Genomic DNA, 19,655 nt, shown 5'->3' with positions numbered 1-19,655 from the left:
GTGCTTTAGACAACCTAAGCATGGTAACTGGCAACTTGTATATCCAAAAATGAATCACAAGGGTTATTTTAGCTTTGAAAAGTGGTGGGCGATACTGGATTTGAACCAGTGACCCCCTGCGTGTGAAGCAGGTGCTCTAACCACTGAGCTAACCGCCCATAAGATGATACAATTGCCGGAAGAGATGGACACCTCTAGCACTAACGAATGCAATTATAACACCAGCTCAAGAGAGCTATCAATTAAATGTAGGGCGCAATCGTATTTTAGCATCGATATGGGAATCCTGCTTTATACCCGGCAACCGCCAATTATCTATTAGCCGAATAACCATTCTTTAGACTAATAGTGTATTCAGTTTCTCGAGAACCTCGGCGATAATTTCTACCGGTAACGTGTATATCAATTCGGCGTTTCGGGTACGCCATTCAAGGCTTTTCACCTGATCAGACAGTATGGCTCCAACCACCGGCAGCCCCATCGGAATATTGACCTCAAAGGGGTAGTCCTTGACCTGGCTGGTAACCGGGCAAAGGATTGCCAGCCCCACTTTACTATTGTAGGCACGTGGCGAGAGCACCACAGCTGGCCGCCTGCAAGCTTGTTCATGGCCTGCTTGGCGGATCCAGGGTAATCCAAACCACGTCACCACGTTCGGGTATGTAAGCTGTGGTGCCTACCACGTTTCTTTCCCTTCAGTTATGCGGGTATAAGTCTCACAGTACAGATTATCTTCAGTTATATTTGCCAGAAGTTGCTCAAGTTTTATCTCCGGCTTCTTTACCGGAGCAATAATAAGCCTCCCATCTGACAGAGAGAGTTCGACGGATGTATTTTTTTGGAGACCTGCATCGATAGCGAAGGATTTGGGTATTCGTAAAGCAAGACTGTTCCCCCATTTTTGTATGTGCGTTTTCATCCCTGCCCCTCCATTAATTGTGGTCACCCACCGTATTATTATGGTAATGCAACCATCAACCGATTGAAAAAGGGTGATGCTTAACCTACAATGGACGTATATCTTTACCAGAGGTTGTTATATGGCAAGGCCGCGTAAATGCCGCCACATCAGTTTTTTACCGAATGTCAGGTATTTTAAACCCCGAGGAGTACCAATGCGCTTCCTTGAAGAGATTTCTCTTTCATTCGAAGAAATCGAAGCGATAAGACTAAAAGATTTAGAAGGGCTGGAACAGAAAGAAGCCGCCAGTCAAATGAAAATATCACGACCGACATTCCAACGGATACTTGCTTCGGCTCGTAATAAAATAGCGACAGCCCTTCTTAGTGCAAAAGCCATAAAAATCGAGGGTGGCAGCTATAAAATAACCGGGCCCGAATTCTCTCCCAACACAGAAAAATACGTCGATTCCATAAGATTGGGCACTGGCGATGAAGATTGATATCACCGTTCTTGCCGATAATATAGCAGCGTCTTGTTACCTGGCAGAGTGGGGCTTAAGCTTGCTGGTAGAAATAGATGACGAGAAAATCCTCTTTGATACTGGCAGGAGTTTTACCGCCCTGCATAATGCACGGCTGGCTGGCAAGGATTTTAATAATCTCAAGGCTGTAGTTCTGAGCCACGGCCATTACGACCACACTGGCGGATTGATAAACGTTTTGAAACAAGCCGGAGAGGGAACCAGGCTAATTGCCCACCCATCAGCTTTTAATCCCAAATATGCTATTCGCGCTGGCAATTCAAATCCGGATTATATTGGGGTTCCATTTACCTTGCAAGATATAGAAGCTCATAATGCTAAACTGATTTTAACCGAACTTCCATATAGGATTTCCAATTCAACTTCCACCACTGGTGAAATTCCGTTAAAGAGCAGTTTTGAATGTCCGGACAAGAACTTGCTTGAGGCAAAAAGCGGCAATACATTCCCCGACCCCTTCCTTGATGATCTTGCACTGGTGATAAATAGCGGCTCGGGGCTGGTAGTTATAGCTGTCTGTAGCCACCGAGGTATTATCAATGCAATTAAACAAGCCCAATCAATAACCAAGGAAAGTAAAATCCGCGCTGTTATCGGCGGCTTTCACTTATATAACGCAAGCGAGGAACAGATAAATCTCACAGCAGTAACTTTCAAACAACTGGGAATAGATCTGGTAGCAGCAGGACACTGTACCGGATTCGGAGCTTGTTGCAGCTTGAAAAGCATGCTAGGGACATCTTTTTCCCTGCTTAGCACAGGAAAACACATCAGGCTTTCTTGAACTCAAAATCAATGAGGTTTAAAATACTCTAATACCAATTCGGAGAACACTATGATAGATGAGATGGAAGAAAAGGCAAAACAACTTGTAAGGCAAGTTATGATTGAGCACGGTTATTCGGATACCGCAATTGACCTGATATTGGATCCCAAAGACATGCGCATTTGCGACTATCACAATGCTTTCGGCATGATTGATGGTTTTTGTGGAGATTCTATGATGATGTGGATAAAGGTTGACAATGGTGTCATATTAGATGCCTCTTTCAATACTGATGGTTGTAAAAACTCCATCGCGGCAGGTGGTATGGCAGTAATACTTGCAAGAGGCAAAACACTGGATGAAGCCATGGAAATTGACGCTAACACTATTTTAGGTGCTCTTGGCGGACTGCCCGAAGATGAGCATTGCGCCGAATTGGCAAGTAACACATTAAGGGTTGCCATTAGTGATTACAGATATAATTATGAAGAGTGCCAATAATCCCCTTCCATCTAATTCTTTACCGTAATCTTTTAATTACAATTCTCCGGGTATTGGCTGCATAATCCAATATACTAAACTTTTTGTTTTAGTTGTTATGCAGCTTCTTTGCAGGCAAACTGTCGCGCTAGTTGCAGAAAGTATTCGTGCAGCCTGAGGTCATCTATCAGTTCTGGATGAAAGGCAGTTGCCAGAATTCCGCCCTGGCGCACAGCTACAATTCTGCCATCACCGAGTCTGGCAATTATTCCCACTCTTTCGCCAGCTGATTCCACCTCTGGTGCTCGTATAAATAATCCCGGGAAGGGTTTTTCTCCGAGTATCGGAATATATAATTCTGTTTCAAAGCTGGATAGTTGACGCCCAAATGCATTGCGGTTTACCCGTATATCCATAAGATGAAGAGTCTCCAGTTCAACCGTACTGCCTATATCGCTAGCCAGACAAATCATGCCTGCACAAGTACCCATAAATGGGACGGAATTTTCCGCCAGCTTTCGCAACGGATCAAATAGATTGTAATCATGTATTAACCTGGTGATAACGGTACTTTCGCCACCAGGAATGATAATCCCCGAAACACCTTCCAATTCTTGGGGTTTGCGGATTTCAATTGCCTCCGCTCCTAGTTTCCTGACTGAATGTATATGCTCAAAAAAAGTACCCTGGAGGGCAAGAACGCCAATTTTCACTTAATAACAGGCTCCTTATTAATAACAGGCGTAAGAACAAATACACTTGAACTAACTTGCAGCTTATACGCCACGAAAGCGGTTCGTGATCGGGAGGCGCCGGTCTCTGCCAAATGCCCGCGATGTGATTTTTACACCAGGAGGCGCTTGTCTGCGCTTGTATTCACTCATATCCACCAAACGGGCAGTCCGCTTTACCACCTCTGCATCAAACCCCTGAGCAATAATTTCTGCTACTTCTTTGTCCTGTTCAACATAGCTGGTAAGGATTGGGTCAAGAACTTCGTACAAAGGAAGTGAGTCACTATCTTTCTGGTTGGGTCTAAGCTCTGCGGAGGGAGCTTTCGCCATAACACGTTCAGGTATTGGCTTTGCTCCATTGCCGCGATTACGATAAAGCCCCAGTTTATATACCAGAGTCTTTGGCACATCCTTGATCACTGCAAAACCACCTGCCATATCACCGTAAAGAGTAGTGTAACCAGTCGCCATCTCGCTTTTATTACCAGTGGTAAGTACCAGCCATCCAAATTTATTGGAAAGCGCCATTAGCAGGTTGCCACGGATACGAGCTTGTATATTCTCCTCAGTTGTATCACGAGGAACGCTCGAAAAGACCTCTTCTAATGTTTGGAGATAACTGTTGTATATTTTTTCAATCGGTATAGTAATCAGTTTTATATCAAGGTTAACACACAGCTCTTGGGCATCAGGAAGACTTTCTCCAGATGAAAAACACGATGGCATAGCTACCCCGGTAACACGCTCATTACCCAGAGCATCTACTGCTATTGCTGCTACCAGGCTTGAATCCATACCGCCGGATAAACCGATAACAACATGCTCGAATCCATTTTTAAATACATAATCGCGTGTGCCAATAACCAGGGCTTTGTAAATTTCAGCGATCGGTTCTAATGGCTCGATGAGACTAGTTTCAATAGGGGTTTTTTGTTCCAAAGCGACAGGCTTGGAGATTAAGCATTGAGTGCTTTTCCAGTTGGAAGCATCCAGTTTTTTTGGTTTGTCGTCTTTATTCTCGATTACTTCCAGCCTACAATCAAGTTGACCAAGATCGACGTCAGCGGCTACAAATGCTTCATCAAACTGAGGCGCTCTTGCAAGCGGGCATCCATTCTTGTCAATGACAACCGAACCCCCATCAAATACCAGTTCGTCCTGACCACCCACATGATTAATATAAGCCACAGCTACTTTATAATCCCTGGCTCGCCTGCCAAGCATGTCCTCGCGTTCTCTCCATTTACCAGAGTGATATGGGGAAGAGCTGATATTAATTATAAGTTCTGCGCCATTATATGCCTGTATCGCCGCTGGTCCATTTTCAAACCAGATATCCTCACAGATGTTCACCCCCACCCCTGCTCCTTTAACTATTACAACCGGACATTCTCTTCCGGATTTAAAATATCTCTGCTCGTCAAATACACCATAGTTGGGCAGGATAATTTTACGATAGACAGTTTTAAGCTCTCTTTCGTGTATTATTGCGGCTGCATTATAAAGGCATCCCCCTTCGCTATCTACAAAACCAACTACAGCTGTGATTCCTCTGGAGGCATCAATAATGGCATCTAGAGACTGTCGATTTTCGCGAATGAATTGAGGTTTAAAAAGGAGATCTTCCGGAGGGTAGCCTGTAACCACCAGTTCCGGGAAAACCACTATGTCACAATCCATTTCCCTTGCCCTGGCAATCTCGTTAATGATTTTTTCCCGGTTGCCGCCAAAATCGCCCACGGTGGCGTTGATTTGCGACATGCCCAATCTCAATTTAGTCATGCCCTATATAATACCATTACCGTGGGCGATTTATTAAACTGTTGTAAATAATTATTTATAGTATAGGAAGGTAACGCTTTAGCTCATATTCGGTAACCTGTATGCGGTACTTATCCCACTCAAGTTTTTTATTCTCTAAAAATGCATTAAAGCAATGTTCACCCAGAGTATCACGCACGAGTTGGCTTTTTTCAGTTAACTTAACAGCTTCGCTGAGGCTGGAAGGTAAAGTGCCGATGCCCCTTTCTGTTCTTTCTGCATCAGTCATATCAAAAACATTACTTTCGATTGGTGCCGGTAGTTCATATTTCTTTTCAATCCCCTCCAACCCCGCAGCCAGCATGACTGCAAATGCAAGGTAAGGGTTACATGCCGCGTCAGGACTGCGCAGTTCCGCCCGTGTGGCTTTTTCTCTGCCAGGCTTGTATTCCGGTACTCGAATCATATCCGAACGGTTGCGCCTTGCCCAAGAAAGATATACAGGCGCCTCATAACCTGGTACCAGTCTTTTATATGAATTAATCCACTGGTTGGTTATTGAGGTAAACTCGGGTGCATGTTTTAAAAGCCCGGCAATATAGTATTTTGCAGTCTGCGAAAGGTTATAGCTGTCACTTCTGTCAAAAAACGCGTTACTATCACCTTTAAACAGAGACTGGTGAACATGCATACCGCTACCATTTTCCCCAAAAAGCGGTTTAGGCATAAAAGTTGCATAAACACCCGCGTTCAGGGCAATCTGCTTTACTACCAAACGATAGGTCATTACGTTATCTGCCATAGTAAGGGCATCGGTATAACGCACGTCAATTTCATGCTGTGAAGGCGCCACTTCATGGTGAGAATATTCTACTGCTATCCCCATTTTCTCAAGAGATAGGACTGATTCCCGCCTAAGATCGGTAGCCATATCCAGCGGTATCATATCGAAGTAACCACCAGCATCCAGAACCTCGGTACTTTTATTATCCTTGAAGTAAAAATACTCCAATTCAGGACCTACATAGAACGTGTATCCCATATCAGCAGCTCGTTTCAAGATCCTTTTTAGTACATACCTGGGATCACCTTCAAAAGGTGTTCCCTCCGGTCTTACGATATCACAAAATATACGCGCTACTGCTTGATGCTCTCGTGGCCGCCATGGCAGCATCCGGAACGTATCGGGGTCCGGGAGGGCTATCATATCGCTTTCGTCAATCCTGGCAAATCCTTCGATAGACGAACCATCAAACCCCATCCCCTCCTCAAGCGCTGTCTCAAGCTCTTCAACCGTTATGGCAAAACTTTTCAACATTCCAAGTACATCAGTAAACCAGAGCCTGATAAACTTAACATCATGCTCCTTTGCCATTTTTAATACATACTCTTTGCTTTCTCTTTTGTCGGCCAATTTTTTCCTCCTAATTTTATTTAAAGTGTGTCTTCGCCAACTTCTCCGGTACGGATCCTTATCGCATCTTCTACTGGGATTATAAATATTTTACCGTCTCCGATGTCTCCTGTACGAGCAATCCGGGATATCGTATTGACTATCAAGGGAACATCTCCATCCATAACTACCACCTCAATTTTAATCTTGGGTATCAAGTCAACCTGGTACTGGGCAGATCTTCCCTGCAAGGTCAGCCCTTTCTGGCGTCCCCGGCCGCTAACTTCTGTTACTGTAAGCCCAAAATAACCGTTTTCCTCCAGGCCTTCGATCACCGCTTTTAACCTTTCTTCACGAATAATCGCTTCTACCTTTTTCATCGCATGCTACCTCCATAAACACTTTCGGCATGCTGGGAAAGGTCAAGTCCTATAGTCTCCTCTACCGGTTTTACCCTTAAGCCAACTGTAGCATTAACTACTTTTCCAATCACAATACTTCCAATGAAAGCAAACGCAGCTACGGCAACAACGCTGATCATCTGGATAACTACCTGCATCCCCCCGCCATTTACTAGCCCGTCTGCTCCAGTCGGGTTTATCGCTGCGCTGGCAAAAATGCCGGTAGCCAGTGCTATTACTGCAAACATGCCCTGGAATGTCATAAAGGCAAGGTGTGGAACAGTTGCAGCATAAACTGCCAAAGGCTCCTGGCCTACACCCTTGAGCCCAAGGTATTCCAGGTTCCCGACAAGACCTCCGGCTATACCGGGAGCAAATCCTATGGAGTAACCATACGTCATCCATAGTACGGTGACAAGACCAATGCATGCAAAGCTCATCATGATGGTTGAGAGCAAATTTTTCCTCCTGACCATACCACCATAAAACAGAGCAAGGCCCGGGGTCATAAACATTACCATAGCAGCTGAAATAAGTACCCAGGCTGTATCACCCGCGTTTATCATTACACTCTTTTGCCTCCTTTTTTAAAACTGTAAACAGTATAACGGGAAAATGTTTCCAGATTATTACGACCATGTTAAGTTAAAATTAAACTGCAATCTGGTATTTGCCGTATCAGGATAAAATCCAATTGCTATGTTCAGCCTTGCTTTCGTGTTATTATAAGAGGAATAAAAACAATGACTATGGAAATGAACTTAGAACCAATACAAGATTCATGGCTGAGCATCGGCGAGGCATGCCGTATATTGGGTGTCAGTGAAGCCACCCTCAGGCAATGGACCGATGATGGGCAGATAAAGGTTTTCATTACACCCGGTGGTCACCGCCGATATCAAAGAAGCCAGCTTGATGAATTTATGGTCTCGCGCCGAAAAACGTTGGGTATTCAGGATTTGGTAGCAAAACTTGAGGAAACCGCTGAGCCCCACCGGGAAGTGGCTGTAAATATAACCGCATCACTTAGCGATGGCATCCGTCTGAATCAACGGCTAAGAAGCCACCTTGCCAGCCTGGGCAAAAGCATTCTGGAACTAATAATCCAGTATGTTTCCTCACCAGTCGACCGTAAAATAACCGTACAACAAGCTCAAGAAATTGGTAAGGATTTCGGCATAACAATGTCTGAAGCCGGGCTTACACTCACTGAATCAATTGAAGCATTTATCTGCCACCGTAAGCCGACTGTCGAAGGCGTTATGGCCATGATGAAACAGAAGGAAATAATTGCAGAAGAAATTCTTGCTGCATTACCCTTGATCGATGATATCATGGACCGTACTATGGTAGCGATGGTGGAAGCTCATCAGAATCACACAAAAGCATAATACAAGCTTCACCCATTAGCCCAAATTGCTTCAATTTATTTTAGATTTTATTAGATTTTGACAGATTTATTATTATTCTGTTATATTCTTTAAGATTTTTACCAACCGGCGTCTATTTCCTGCCTTGCCGATAAGCCTGTTTTAATAGCTTTACGTCTATGTATCAGCTTGGTAAGCCAAGATATACAACCGGTTTAGATGGAGTAAAGCTTGGAAGACACGGCAAAACGCAAAGCCACAGGCCTGGTTGCGCCTGATTTGAAGCTGGTAGCCTGGGAGATAACACGCCGCTGCAACCTATTCTGTGCTCATTGCCGGGCTGCAGCCATGGATGAAGAATACACTGGTGAATTATCAACCCAGGAATGTTTCAGGCTTGTTGACCAAATATCTGAAGTTGCAAAACCCATACTGATTCTCACCGGCGGCGAACCTCTGATGAGGGAAGATATCTATGATATCGGCAGGTACGCCAATTCAAAGGGATTCCGGGTGGTCGTTGGAACCAACGGAACCCTGATAAACGTCAAGACCGCGCAGTGCATAAAAGAGATACCAGTTTCTCGCATAAGTATAAGTATTGATTTCCCTACTGCAGATTTGCAGGACGAGTTTCGTGGCAAAAAAGGTTCTTTTGATGAAGCCCTGGAAGGGATTCAAAACGCCCACAACGCAGGTATAGAAGTGCAGATAAATAGTACGATTACACGCCTTAATTCCAAATACCTACCCCAACTGGTTGATATGGCTCTTGAGCTTAAAGTTGCTGCTTTCCACCCCTTCCTGTTGGTCCCTACCGGGCGCGGCAAAGGGCTTGCCGAGCAGGAACTCGCTCCGGCAGAATACGAAGATGTCCTGCGCTGGATCTGTAAAAAACAAAAGGAGTTGGGGAACCGGCTGTTTTTTAAACCGACCGATGCACCTCATTACCAGCGAATAATGCGCGAATGCGGAATTTGTTCGACCAGTGCGCACAGCCACCCGAGAGGATTTCCCTCATCACAAAGGGGGTTTAATAGCAACACCCGGGGATGCATGGCCGGAACAGGTTTTTGTTTTATTTCTCATGTTGGACAAGTACAAGGCTGCGGCTACTTTGATGTATCCGCGGGCAACATACGTGAGCAAAACTTCGCCAAGGTATGGAACGATTCGCCTTTGTTTAACGAGCTGCGAAACATCGAAAATCTCAAGGGAAAATGCGGCATCTGTGAGTTTAAGAGATTGTGTGGAGGTTGTCGTGCCCGCGCCTATGAAGCAACCGGAGATTACCTCGAAGCTGAACCTTATTGCATCTATCAGCCAGGCAGCTTAAAAAAATCGGTCGGATAAATATATAAAGCGCACCGCAAAAATGAATCCCAGCGTTAGCCCAAAATACCCAGCACCACCAACTGAAGGTTCCTCTGCTTCAAACCGGGAAGGGGCTTCTCCTCGTTCCAGACTATCCCGATACAACCTGCTCCCTGCCCCAGTTAAATTCGTTTACCTGACAGTGCCCATTTTAACAATTATACTTTTTATACTTCACTGGTTCTCGATACCGGTTTTTGGCCATGTGCTATCCGGCATAGTTTATTATTACCTGATATATGCCCTGCTGGGGCTGAACATTTTTATAGGACTTGGCGCAACCCGTAAACAAGGCCGGAAAGCAACTCCATGGTATGACTACGCCATGGCGATCATCCTGTTTGGGATAATCATCATGTTTATTGCAAACGCCAGGGAAATTGATTACCACGACTGGGACGTACCTCCAAATGGGTGGGTACTTGGTTCAGCAATAATCCTGGGTTTACTTGCCATAGAAGCCGGAAGAAGAGTCGGCGGGTGGGGATATGCTGCCCTGCTGCTGGTAGGAATAATCTACCCGCTGGTAGCTTCACACCCCTGGTTAGCTAATAACCTGGGAGGAGTTTTCTATGGGGTTGCGATTCCTTTCAAAGAAGTGATCGGCTCTTTTGCTTTCGGGTCAGACGGAATGCTGGGTACGCCCGGGCGCCTGCTCGGTGATACAATCTTGGGATTTTTCCTATTTGCCGGCCTGGTGATGGGCATGGGCGGGGGCAACTTTTTCATGCGCCTCGCTACCTCTTTGATGGGAAAGGTGAGGGGGGGCCAGGCAAAAGCCGCCGTAGTTGCCAGCGCATTATTCGGCACTATTACTGGCAGCCCTGTGGCCAACATTGCAGGCACCGGTTCATTCACCATTCCAACCATGAAAGAGGCTGGGTATGAGCCCGAATATGCAGCTGCTGTAGAAGCCTGCGCCTCTTCAGGCTGTGATACCGTACCACCTGTATTAGGCGGCCTGGTATTTTTAATGGTGGTCATGTTCGGTATAGATTACGCTGACGTGATTCTGGCCACACTTATCCCCTCTTCATTGTTTTATCTTGGATTACTTGTTCAGGTGGATGGTTATGCTGCCCGCCATAAACTTAAACCAATTCCCCCTGAAAACATTCCAAATTGGCAGCAGGTTCTTGGGGAAGGCTGGTATTACATTGCAGGGCTGGCATTACTTGTATTTGGCATGGTGTATATGCGCTGGGGAGCTATTACTCCAATATATGCGGCGGGACTGGTGTTATTTCTTAAGACCCTCCAAGGAGTAGTTAAAATTTTTGCCATTGGTCCGGTACAGCAGAGACCTTCTCTTGGAACACTATTAACAAACGTTCTCCAGCAAGCTGAAGCTGGCCTGGTTCAAACGGCAAGTCTCATTAACTATGCTGCCGCAATCTTTCTCGGGATGGGCTTTATACTCGTAGGGCTGCTTAAGACTGGCGTAGCAATGGGCGTTACAAACTGGATGGTCAATGCCGGCGGAGAAAATCTTTATCTTATTCTTTTTACCTGCTTTGTGTTTTCTGTAGTGATGGGAATGGGAGGTCTCCAGAGAACAGCCTATATACTACTGGCTATCATAGCTGTACCAGCCCTGGTGGGTATTTCTGCAACCCTGCCTGAGTTTGCCGCTTATGGAGGCATTCCTTTACTTGGCCTTAATCTATTTTTTCTATTCTATTCAACTCTTGGCGGTATCACTCCCCCAGTAGCACTTCACTGTGTGGTAGCTGCCAGTATTGCCGATGCAGATCCGGTTAAAACTACTCGCATTTCCTGCCGATTGGGAGCAGTTTTGTTTTTTATTCCATTCTTTTTTGTAATGGAACCCTCTCTTCTGTTAATTTACGCGCCTTGGTATGTTACGCTCTTCAACCTGGCACAGGCTGCTATTGGAGTCTGGCTCCTTTCTTCCGGCCTGGAAGGGTACCTGACCGGAATCGGGGTTCTGAGCAGGATCGAAAGAGTCTTGCTGTTTGCAGGAGGTTTTATCATAGCCTTTCCGCAGCCGATCGTATTAGGGATAGGAATAGCGCTGTGCTGTATTGCAATCGCAAGTGGCTGGCGCAGAAAACGGGCAGACAAAACCGGTAAAAACATTCTGGTTTAAGCTATCAGCGAAAATAGCCTAATCATATATACAAAAAATTAATAAAGGAACACAAATGAACGGATTTAAAACAATACACAGGTTCTTTGCCCTGAGTCTGGCTGCAATAATGCTGATGTCATTGGCGGCCTGCTCTGGCCAGAACGCAGAACCCTCTCAGTCTCAACCTGCCACAACAGCGCCATTCCAGTGGCCGTCAACCATGCACATCGGAGCCACCGGGTCTTCTGGTGAAGCTAAAACCGTCAGCTGGGCATCTGTTCTGGAAACCAAGCTTGACGGCACAATAGTAAGAGTGGTCAACCAGGCTGCGTGGACTAATTGCTACAAGGACATGGCAGCTGAAAAAATGGTTCTTTCTCAGATAGATAAATCAACCCTGAGAGATTCAATTGAAGCGATCAGCGAATATGCCTCTCCTGATGGCGGGCCGTGGATGGCTGGGCTGGTATGGGTAGATTCACTAGCCTCGACCGGTTTTATGGTACGCGGTGATTCAAACATTGCTGTACCAGAAGATATACAACCAGGTACACGCATTGCAATCTGGAATGACAAGGCTGCTACCATGTCACCATTTCTATCCCTCCTGGCCTGGGCAGGCATTGACCAGGATGAGATAATTTGGGTGAACACTGGGGAATATGATGCATGCGTGAGAGCCGTTGCTGAAGGGCGCGCCGATATCTGCATGGCAGCGCCGGTAACGCCGGCGGTTCGTGAAGCTTCGGCTAGCCCGCGCGGTATACGCTATATTTCCCTGAATCCAAGTGACAATCCAAATGGAGCAGCCGCCTTCCTTGAAATAAGCACGTTATATGATTTTGGGCCCATTAATGCAGGTCCGGAAGAAGTAATCGGAACCTGGTCTATTATGAGCTATAAGTACCTGGGTACTAATATGAACACTGATACAGATGTTATCTATAACATGGCTAAATGGTTAGGTGAGAACTACGAACTTTATAGGGATCGTTATGCCAGTAATGCTAATATGACACTGGCAGACCTGGTTAACGCATTGCAGACCATCTATATACCAGCACACCCCGGCCTGGTTAAATACCTCAAGGAAAAAGGTATCTGGAACGAAGAGTATGAAGAGCGCAACCAGGCAAATACAACCCTGTTTGAAGATTACTGTTCTGCCTACCAGTCAGCCATGGCTGAAGCCACAAATAAAGGAATAGAAATAAAGTCGTCAAATCCCGAGTGGATAAATTTCTGGGAAGATTATAAGCGCACTGAGGGGCTGCCTGGTATTAAAATGCACGCCAGTCTTACTCAGGACGCCTGGTAGGAAAACAGCCGGAAAGATACATCATAATACCGCCGCTGACAGCCACGTTCAAGGACTCTGCTTTTCTCCGGTCGACCGGTATAGTAAAAAGATAATCAGCCAGTTCTCTCAGCTGGCTGGACAAACCTGTTCCTTCATTGCCAAGTGCAAGGAGCAGGTTTTCACGGTTAAATGTCCCGGCTTCGCTTTCCCCTTCCAGACTGCCAGCTATCAAGCAATAGCCATCTGATTTAAGACAAGCTGCGGCTTCCAGATATCTAGAAGTGCGCCTGAGCCATGGCGCCAGCACCGAACCAGCTGCAGACTGTACACATTTTGGTGAGAAAGGATCAGCGCATTTATCGCTCATGATAATACCGGAAAACTGGAACGCAGAGGCAGTTCTTATGAGTGTGCCGAGATTGCCCGGGTCCTGGATATCCTCCAGTAAGAGTACTCGCCTACCGGCAGATGCAGGCAAGTGGTCCGAATAAGCATGCCGGGGGATTTTAACCACTGCCATTATGCCCTGTGGAGTTTTAGCAGATGATATTTGCTTAAACTGTTTTTCTGTAACTCGCCTTACCGGGTAACCCTCCGGAAGGCTAGCTCCTTCTACTGCTATCAATTCACTGATAGCATCCGGCCGTAAATCTGCGATCTGGCGAATGTGGCGTATACCTTCCACCAGAAACATCCCGGTATCGATGCGGCCATCCCTGGATGCCAGTTCCTTATACCATTTAAGTGACGTTTCGGGTTGCATAACTTTCTCCCGGTTTGATTCTACATTTGAAAGCTGTTTAATGCAATCAGGATCTCTACGCTTCAGCTGTAACGCATATAGCTCCGCCTGAAGTCTACCCACCGGGAGGGGCGGCTAGTCTTTTTTACGAAAGCGGTAACCGATATTTCTTACCGTTTCTATGTAGGGATTATCAAGATCTCCGGTTTTGGTTCTCAGGCGGCGGATATGCACGTCAACAGTTCTGTCCCCTCCAAAATAATCATAACCCCATACGCGGTTAAGAAGTGCTTCCCGAGTGAAAGTCCTCCCTCGGTTCAACGCCAGAAATTTAAGCAGCTCATATTCCCGGAAAGTCAGGTCGAGAACCTCCCCTTTGAGCGAAACTTCACAACTGGCAAGATCGATAACCAGATCCCCGCAGCGGATACATTCTTCCGCCATTTTAGTCCCGTTGCCTGGCAACAGACGTTCGATACGCAGGCAGAGCTCATCTTCCTGCCCTGGGTACAACACAAAATCATCTGCTTCCATCGGCAGTATTGCCTGGCCGATCTTGTCCGGCTGGAGCAACATGAGCACGGGAAGTCGCTTCTCCTGTTTAATAATGCGGGCGATATTATTGGCAAGGGTATAATTCGATAGGAGGATTAATACCAGACTGCCGCCATTATCACTGACACCCTGCAGGATATCTTCATCTCCAGGTAAAACATGGGAGGATAGACCCCTCCCATTGAGAAAACGGTAAAGTTCCCCGGCTTCAGTTTTATCGGAAACTATTAATATTTTAGCCATTATTTACCTGACTATACGCACTAATGACGATACCGGCGAACGATTTGCCGCTTTGATTATAACCTAACCGGTATACCTTTATGAAAAAGGTAAGCTTTTACATCAGCAATCGAAAACTGGCGATAATGGAAAATGCTGGCCGCCAATACCGCATCTGCTTTCCCTTCTTTCAATGCCATAAAGAGGTCTTCCGGGGAACCGGCACCCCCGCTGGCAATGACCGGAACGCTTACACTTTCTGAAACAGCCCGGGTGAGCTCAATATCATATCCAGTGCGATGGCCATCAGTATCCATACTGGTAAGCAATACTTCTCCGGCGCCCAGCTCAGTAGCTTTGACTGCCCATTCCAACGCATCAATACCAGTGGGTTCACTACCACTGTTTATATACACTTCCCAGCCACCCTTACCTTCCCGGCGCTGTGCATCAATGGCAATCACAATACACTGGCTTCCAAACTTGTCGGCTCCTTCGCTGATAAGTTCGGGGTGTTTGACTGCAGCCGAATTAACCGAGACTTTGTCTGCTCCTGCACCCAACATACGCCGAATATCGGAAATATTTCGTATACCTCCACCAACAGTGAGCGGTATAAAAACTTTCTCGGCCACCATTTCAACTACATCTTCCATGGTATCACGGCCTTCCGAAGTTGCTGAAATGTCCAGAAAAACCAGCTCATCCGCGCCTTCCCGATAATACCGGGTGGCCAGTTCTACCGGATCTCCAGCTTCTCTCAACCCTAAAAAACTAGTACCTTTTACAACACGTCCAGCCTGCACGTCCAGACAGGGTATTATTCTCCTGCTTAGCATGATTGTTTTATCTCTTCTTGATAACTATCTTCCCGATCCATTTCAACCCGGTGAAGAACGCCCAATTCAATGGCCTTAACCTTGCGGTATACCTGGTAATATTGACGTCTCTCGCCATTCACAGAAAGCAGGTCATTTTCAACGGAAATACCAAACAGCTTTTCATTTTCCTCAAGATAAGGTTTTATAAGTTCCCAATCATCAGAAGAAAGCTCCACAAGCTCTCCCCCATTTAACTGTTCGGGTACAACTTTTCGATGCGGATCCCTGATATATATAGCACCACCGGAAGCCAACGAAAAAAGATTAGAGCCAGGATACGGAGAGGTCTGGCTTTGAACCTGACCATCGGCATTGTATTCTACTCCGTTCACAATTACAAAACCGCCTCCTTTAAGTGGATTTCCAGCCATAAATGATTCTGCCAGGTAATCAAGGCAGGTGCCGTTGATTACCACCCTGGGGTTTCCGACCGCATTAATCAGAGGCCTGCCGGCGGCATTGCCCATTACATACGCCTCCCCGCCTTTGGCACCATACATAAAAGTCTGTCCTACGTCTCCATACACTACCAGTTTTCCACTCATCATTATCTGCCCGATTTGATCCTGGCCATCATTATGTACGTATATTTGCACTCCATTTATCCCAGAAGCAAGATAATCACCCGGGCTGCCATAAACATCGATTCTAGCCTTTACCAAACCATTTGATATACCACAACCGCAAAACCTTTGGCCGGAATAATTAAAGCAGATAAAGTTTTTCCAGCCTAATCTACTGGCTTCAGCCAATAGCCGAGCATCACATTCTTCCCCTTCGGGAGGAAAACCTTGTGCATCCAGAAGCAAGACCTGGTTTTCATTGCTGGGCTTGGCAAGAGTCTGGCGCTTGGCATAGTTTATCAACCGGTAGCGACTCTTTCCCTGATTACCAACCAACAGTGTATTATTAAATACGGCTACCAAATAATTTCTGACTATCTGGAGAACCGAGCTTCTCTTCTTGTTGCCGGTACTTAAAGGTTTATCATTTAGCCAGCTAAGGATTTCTATAGCTAACTGTTTTTGCCTATCACCGTTTTTTGAGCATTCAACTATGCTGGAGCAAAAAGCGATCAGAGATGCATAGTTCCAGCCTGGCAGATGCTCACGATAATACAGTTTGAGCTGCTCACGCTCTCCACCCATGAAGCATTTCTCAACTTCGTTAATAACTTCTTCATCATGGAGGCTGGTGCCGCCCATATTACCTTGATAATGATATTGATCCGGAGCTGTTTTTACTGCTTCTCCAAATTTATTGGAACAAACAAGCCTTTTACCCCCGGTGCTGTCATCTTCTATTGAAAAGATGAACGCTCCGCCATCACTTGCACTACCACCCCGGCAGTTCCAGTACTCATCTGCAACCGGGCAAAAACGTTTATCTTCGGCTGCAATACTCTCCAGAGTTGCATCAATCGCCTGTTTTTCAGAGCCTATAAGACCAATCTGCACGTCGCCTTCCTGCAAGGCAAAAACCTGTGGGCGCAGCATGGACGTATCAGTAATCCCAACAAGCTGCAACTTTTTTTGCCGGGTATCATTCCTGGCGATAATAAAAAACCAGGGACCATCCGGGCTGGAATGAATATGGGCTGATTGTATCTGCCGATATATGCCCTGTTTTTCAACCGGGAGAAGATTAAAGTCATATTCACCCGTTGGGGCTATAGCTTCGATTATGTACTCAAGCGGGTATTCGAAAGTGCGGTTCAGCAAATCAAACATTAGAGCCGATACTTCGGTATCGGTGAAAAACTGGGGGTAAATATTATGCTGATGTAAATATTCACTGACTGAATAATAGTTAGCAAAATCCCCGTTATGCACCAGCGCCTCATCCAAACCGGTAAACGGATGTGCTCCGCCCGGATGCCATATCTTCCCCCTGGTTGGATAGCGCTGATGGGCTATCCAACCATAAGCCCGAAAGTCATTCAGACAATAATACTGAGCTACCTGCTCAGCATATCCGACTACTTTTAGCACCATCAGATTGTGACCATGAGAAAGTACAAAGGCACGCTGCTGGCCGCCAGAAGAATAAAAACAGTGGTTGATACGATAAGAATTCTGGTACACAAACTCATCTTCAGCTTTACCGGTTTCCAGTGCTTGAAGTTGGTTTTGCACTATAAAGTGCTCCAGCGCTCCTGGTTTTACTCTTACAAGGTAGCGCCATACATCTGGCGGACGGCATTTGAGGCCAGGAATTTCACGGAAGTCTTTCAGCGTAGGAATACGCTCAGCTCTGAAAATATCTAAAAAGGGATCAATAAACTTTTTTTCGACTTCCTCCCTGATACTCTCATCAAGAAGGGCTATCTGCAAAAGGTAGCAAGTCTCAAGCGTATACTGAGAAACACCAATGTCCTCGGCTGAAAGACCGATAGCTGCAATGCCACCACCCTTGCCGTTCCCCCGGTTATGCATCTGCACAGACGGAGTAATGATATGTTTTCCCCTTACTGGTACTGATGAAATGAACCCGGTTACACCACAACCACCCTCTTCGGCAGCTTTGCATGTTGAACCGCCAGGGCTGGGAAGATTCCTGCGTGATCCAATTATTCTATATACCAATTCTTTTCGATTCACAGTTAGCCACCGTAAGATAGATAATTATTTCTTTCTTGTTCTTCCAGATAATCCAGGTGCACCAGCAGATCGCTGCGGCCGACCAACTCCTTTATGCTGCGCATTCGGTATTGTCGTAAAAGTTCACACCATTGCTTGCGCCAGGCTAAATACATGTTAACGATGCGCCGCTCTGCCCATTCCTCGCTAATTACCTGCCCAAGTTCCGAATCGGTAGTGGCGATACCTCTGGGGCACCCCCGCCCACTCTCGCAATGGCCGCAACGCACGCATTCCACGGCAACCAATTCCGCAGTACCGATAACCACACCATCGGCGCCAAGTGCAATCGCCTTAGCGACATCCATGGCAGAGCGTATTCCCCCGCTCGCGATCAGAGTTATCTGATCCCGAATGCCCTCGGATACAAGAAATCGGTGCACCCTGGGAATGGCGTATTCGATCGGCATGGCAATATTCTTTTTAGCTATATCCGGTGCAGCGCCAGTACCACCGTAGCTGCCATCGAAATGAATCACGTGGGCTCCGGCATGATAGATGCCAACTGCAACCATATCGCAGTCAACAGGGGTGGATACTTTCACGGATATCAGTCCTTCAATATTTACTTGTTTTACCCAGTCCACCTGTTTCTTGTGATCTTCTACTGAATAAACGCTATGGAACGGAAAGGGAGAGAAGAGTGCATTGCCGATTACCGTTTGACGTATTGCAGCCACTTCAGCGGTAACCTTGTCGCCTAATAAGTGCCCGCCAAGACCGGGCTTGGCTCCTTGGGCATATTTAAACTCAACCATTGGAGCACGTCTGATTGTTTCTTCTCTGACACCGAAGAGTCCGGTAGCCACCTGGGTAATTACATTACCGGCATAGGGCAGAATTTTATCATGGTAGCCCCCTTCACCGGTGCAGGTAAGAGTACCCAGCTTTTTGGCAGCTCGCGCACGCCCTATTAACACCGGAAGAGCCGTTGAACCAAATGACATACCACCCCCGTAAACCGGAATGTTTATCGAAAGTGGCAGGCGCCCATCATTTCTGCGATTCAGCTTTACGCTGGTATCTATCTCTTTATCGGGAATGTGCAGATAATCATTTTGCCTGGGTGTCTTAAAACGTATGCGGTCAAATCCCCCATTGGATTTACCCGTGCTGTATTCAAGCTTTGTGACCGGCAAGTCTCCAGTTTCTGCCATAACCCAGTGCCCCAACAGCATCTCTGCTGTCCAGCGGTAGTCGCCCAGTGTTTCGAGCAATGGATTTAGCTGTATTGACAATGCCTTCTGCGGGCAACGATCAATGCAATAGTATTCATTTGCGGCACATTCAAATCCTGTACAACGATCCATATACGGTTTCAGGGCGCCAGAATACACATTGCCGGAAGAGTGAACACCTTGAGGGCAAAGCCTTGCACATAATCCACATTCATTACAGCTTGCGCTCCGTTTGATAATGTATTGACTGATTGTATTATGGTAACGAGAAGGCGCCAGTTTAGCCAGGGGAAACTCTACCACTTCTTTTCTCGTTTCCATT

Annotated in this window: 19 protein-coding genes and 1 tRNA gene; 7 read left to right on the top strand and 13 right to left on the bottom strand. The window is 46.3% G+C overall.

Annotation, left to right across the window (positions count from 1 at the left end):
- Positions 1-82: 82 nt before the first annotated feature.
- The 3 genes from PHX29_03855 to PHX29_03845 all read right to left on the bottom strand — a co-directional run bounded on the left by PHX29_03855 (position 83) and on the right by PHX29_03845 (position 919).
- Positions 83-158, bottom strand: a tRNA-Val gene (locus PHX29_03855).
- Between the two features lie 179 nt (positions 159-337).
- A complete protein-coding gene (locus PHX29_03850) occupies positions 338-649 on the bottom strand; it encodes a type II toxin-antitoxin system PemK/MazF family toxin (GenBank protein MDD5605030.1) in 312 nt (103 codons plus the stop codon).
- Between the two features lie 27 nt (positions 650-676).
- Positions 677-919 carry an AbrB/MazE/SpoVT family DNA-binding domain-containing protein gene (locus tag PHX29_03845; GenBank protein MDD5605029.1) on the bottom strand — a complete coding sequence of 81 codons (243 nt, stop codon included), beginning with the start codon at positions 917-919 and terminating at the stop codon, positions 677-679.
- 121 nt (positions 920-1,040) lie between these two features.
- Here PHX29_03845 and PHX29_03840 point away from each other — a divergent pair, with 121 nt between their 5' ends.
- The 3 genes from PHX29_03840 to PHX29_03830 are packed head-to-tail and all read left to right on the top strand — an operon-like array spanning position 1,041 to position 2,712.
- On the top strand, positions 1,041-1,403 hold the full coding sequence (locus PHX29_03840; GenBank protein ID MDD5605028.1) for a DUF134 domain-containing protein: 363 nt from the start codon (positions 1,041-1,043) through the stop codon (positions 1,401-1,403).
- On the top strand, positions 1,393-2,229 hold the full coding sequence (locus tag PHX29_03835) for an MBL fold metallo-hydrolase (protein MDD5605027.1): 837 nt from the start codon (positions 1,393-1,395) through the stop codon (positions 2,227-2,229). Before PHX29_03840 ends, PHX29_03835 begins: the two co-directional genes overlap by 11 nt.
- Positions 2,230-2,280: 51 nt before the next feature.
- Positions 2,281-2,712: an iron-sulfur cluster assembly scaffold protein gene (locus PHX29_03830; GenBank protein ID MDD5605026.1), complete on the top strand. Its 432-nt coding sequence runs from the start codon at positions 2,281-2,283 to the stop codon at positions 2,710-2,712.
- A gap of 95 nt (positions 2,713-2,807) precedes the next feature.
- Here PHX29_03830 and pdxT read toward each other — a convergent pair whose 3' ends face one another.
- From pdxT to PHX29_03805, 5 genes are all read right to left on the bottom strand, one after another.
- Positions 2,808-3,404 carry a pyridoxal 5'-phosphate synthase glutaminase subunit PdxT gene (pdxT, locus tag PHX29_03825; protein MDD5605025.1) on the bottom strand — a complete coding sequence of 199 codons (597 nt, stop codon included), beginning with the start codon at positions 3,402-3,404 and terminating at the stop codon, positions 2,808-2,810.
- A 63-nt stretch (positions 3,405-3,467) separates the two neighbouring features.
- Positions 3,468-5,207, bottom strand: a complete 1,740-nt coding sequence (locus tag PHX29_03820; GenBank protein MDD5605024.1) for an NAD+ synthase — start codon at positions 5,205-5,207, stop codon at positions 3,468-3,470.
- Positions 5,208-5,262: 55 nt separating this feature from the next.
- Positions 5,263-6,600 (bottom strand): glutamine synthetase family protein, encoded by a 1,338-nt coding sequence (locus PHX29_03815; GenBank protein ID MDD5605023.1) that lies wholly within the window; start codon positions 6,598-6,600, stop codon positions 5,263-5,265.
- A 20-nt stretch (positions 6,601-6,620) separates the two neighbouring features.
- Positions 6,621-6,959 carry a P-II family nitrogen regulator gene (locus PHX29_03810; protein MDD5605022.1) on the bottom strand — a complete coding sequence of 113 codons (339 nt, stop codon included), beginning with the start codon at positions 6,957-6,959 and terminating at the stop codon, positions 6,621-6,623.
- The gene (locus PHX29_03805; protein MDD5605021.1) at positions 6,956-7,546 is read right to left on the bottom strand and encodes a hypothetical protein; all 591 of its coding nucleotides are present in this window, start codon (positions 7,544-7,546) and stop codon (positions 6,956-6,958) included. The genes PHX29_03810 and PHX29_03805 overlap by 4 nt, the downstream gene beginning before the upstream one ends.
- A 183-nt stretch (positions 7,547-7,729) precedes the next feature.
- Here PHX29_03805 and PHX29_03800 point away from each other — a divergent pair, with 183 nt between their 5' ends.
- From PHX29_03800 to PHX29_03785, 4 genes are all read left to right on the top strand, one after another.
- Positions 7,730-8,371 carry a helix-turn-helix domain-containing protein gene (locus PHX29_03800; GenBank protein ID MDD5605020.1) on the top strand — a complete coding sequence of 214 codons (642 nt, stop codon included), beginning with the start codon at positions 7,730-7,732 and terminating at the stop codon, positions 8,369-8,371.
- Positions 8,372-8,581: 210 nt separating this feature from the next.
- A complete protein-coding gene (locus PHX29_03795; GenBank protein MDD5605019.1) occupies positions 8,582-9,703 on the top strand; it encodes a radical SAM protein in 1,122 nt (373 codons plus the stop codon).
- 22 nt (positions 9,704-9,725) lie between these two features.
- Complete coding sequence (locus tag PHX29_03790; protein ID MDD5605018.1) at positions 9,726-11,834, top strand: TRAP transporter fused permease subunit; 2,109 nt, start codon at positions 9,726-9,728, stop codon at positions 11,832-11,834.
- A gap of 55 nt (positions 11,835-11,889) precedes the next feature.
- On the top strand, positions 11,890-13,134 hold the full coding sequence (locus PHX29_03785; protein ID MDD5605017.1) for a TAXI family TRAP transporter solute-binding subunit: 1,245 nt from the start codon (positions 11,890-11,892) through the stop codon (positions 13,132-13,134).
- On the opposite strand, the gene PHX29_03780 is transcribed toward PHX29_03785, so the two are convergent.
- The 5 genes from PHX29_03780 to PHX29_03760 all read right to left on the bottom strand — a co-directional run bounded on the left by PHX29_03780 (position 13,115) and on the right by PHX29_03760 (position 19,654).
- Positions 13,115-13,879, bottom strand: a complete 765-nt coding sequence (locus PHX29_03780; GenBank protein MDD5605016.1) for an RNA methyltransferase — start codon at positions 13,877-13,879, stop codon at positions 13,115-13,117. The genes PHX29_03785 and PHX29_03780 overlap by 20 nt on opposite strands.
- A gap of 114 nt (positions 13,880-13,993) precedes the next feature.
- Positions 13,994-14,656: a response regulator transcription factor gene (locus tag PHX29_03775; protein MDD5605015.1), complete on the bottom strand. Its 663-nt coding sequence runs from the start codon at positions 14,654-14,656 to the stop codon at positions 13,994-13,996.
- A gap of 56 nt (positions 14,657-14,712) precedes the next feature.
- Positions 14,713-15,474, bottom strand: coding sequence for an imidazole glycerol phosphate synthase subunit HisF (gene hisF, locus PHX29_03770; protein MDD5605014.1), 762 nt, complete (start codon positions 15,472-15,474; stop codon positions 14,713-14,715).
- Positions 15,468-18,116: a hypothetical protein gene (locus PHX29_03765; GenBank protein MDD5605013.1), complete on the bottom strand. Its 2,649-nt coding sequence runs from the start codon at positions 18,114-18,116 to the stop codon at positions 15,468-15,470. The genes hisF and PHX29_03765 overlap by 7 nt, the downstream gene beginning before the upstream one ends.
- Before the next feature lie 2 nt (positions 18,117-18,118).
- A complete protein-coding gene (locus PHX29_03760; protein MDD5605012.1) occupies positions 18,119-19,654 on the bottom strand; it encodes an FMN-binding glutamate synthase family protein in 1,536 nt (511 codons plus the stop codon).
- Between the last annotated feature and the right edge of the window lies 1 nt (position 19,655).

This window comes from Dehalococcoidales bacterium (assembly GCA_028717385.1).
Classification (GTDB): Bacteria; Chloroflexota; Dehalococcoidia; order Dehalococcoidales; family CSSed11-197; genus CSSed11-197.
Note: the sequence above shows the minus strand (reverse complement) of the source record. Positions and strands in the feature narration are given on the sequence as shown.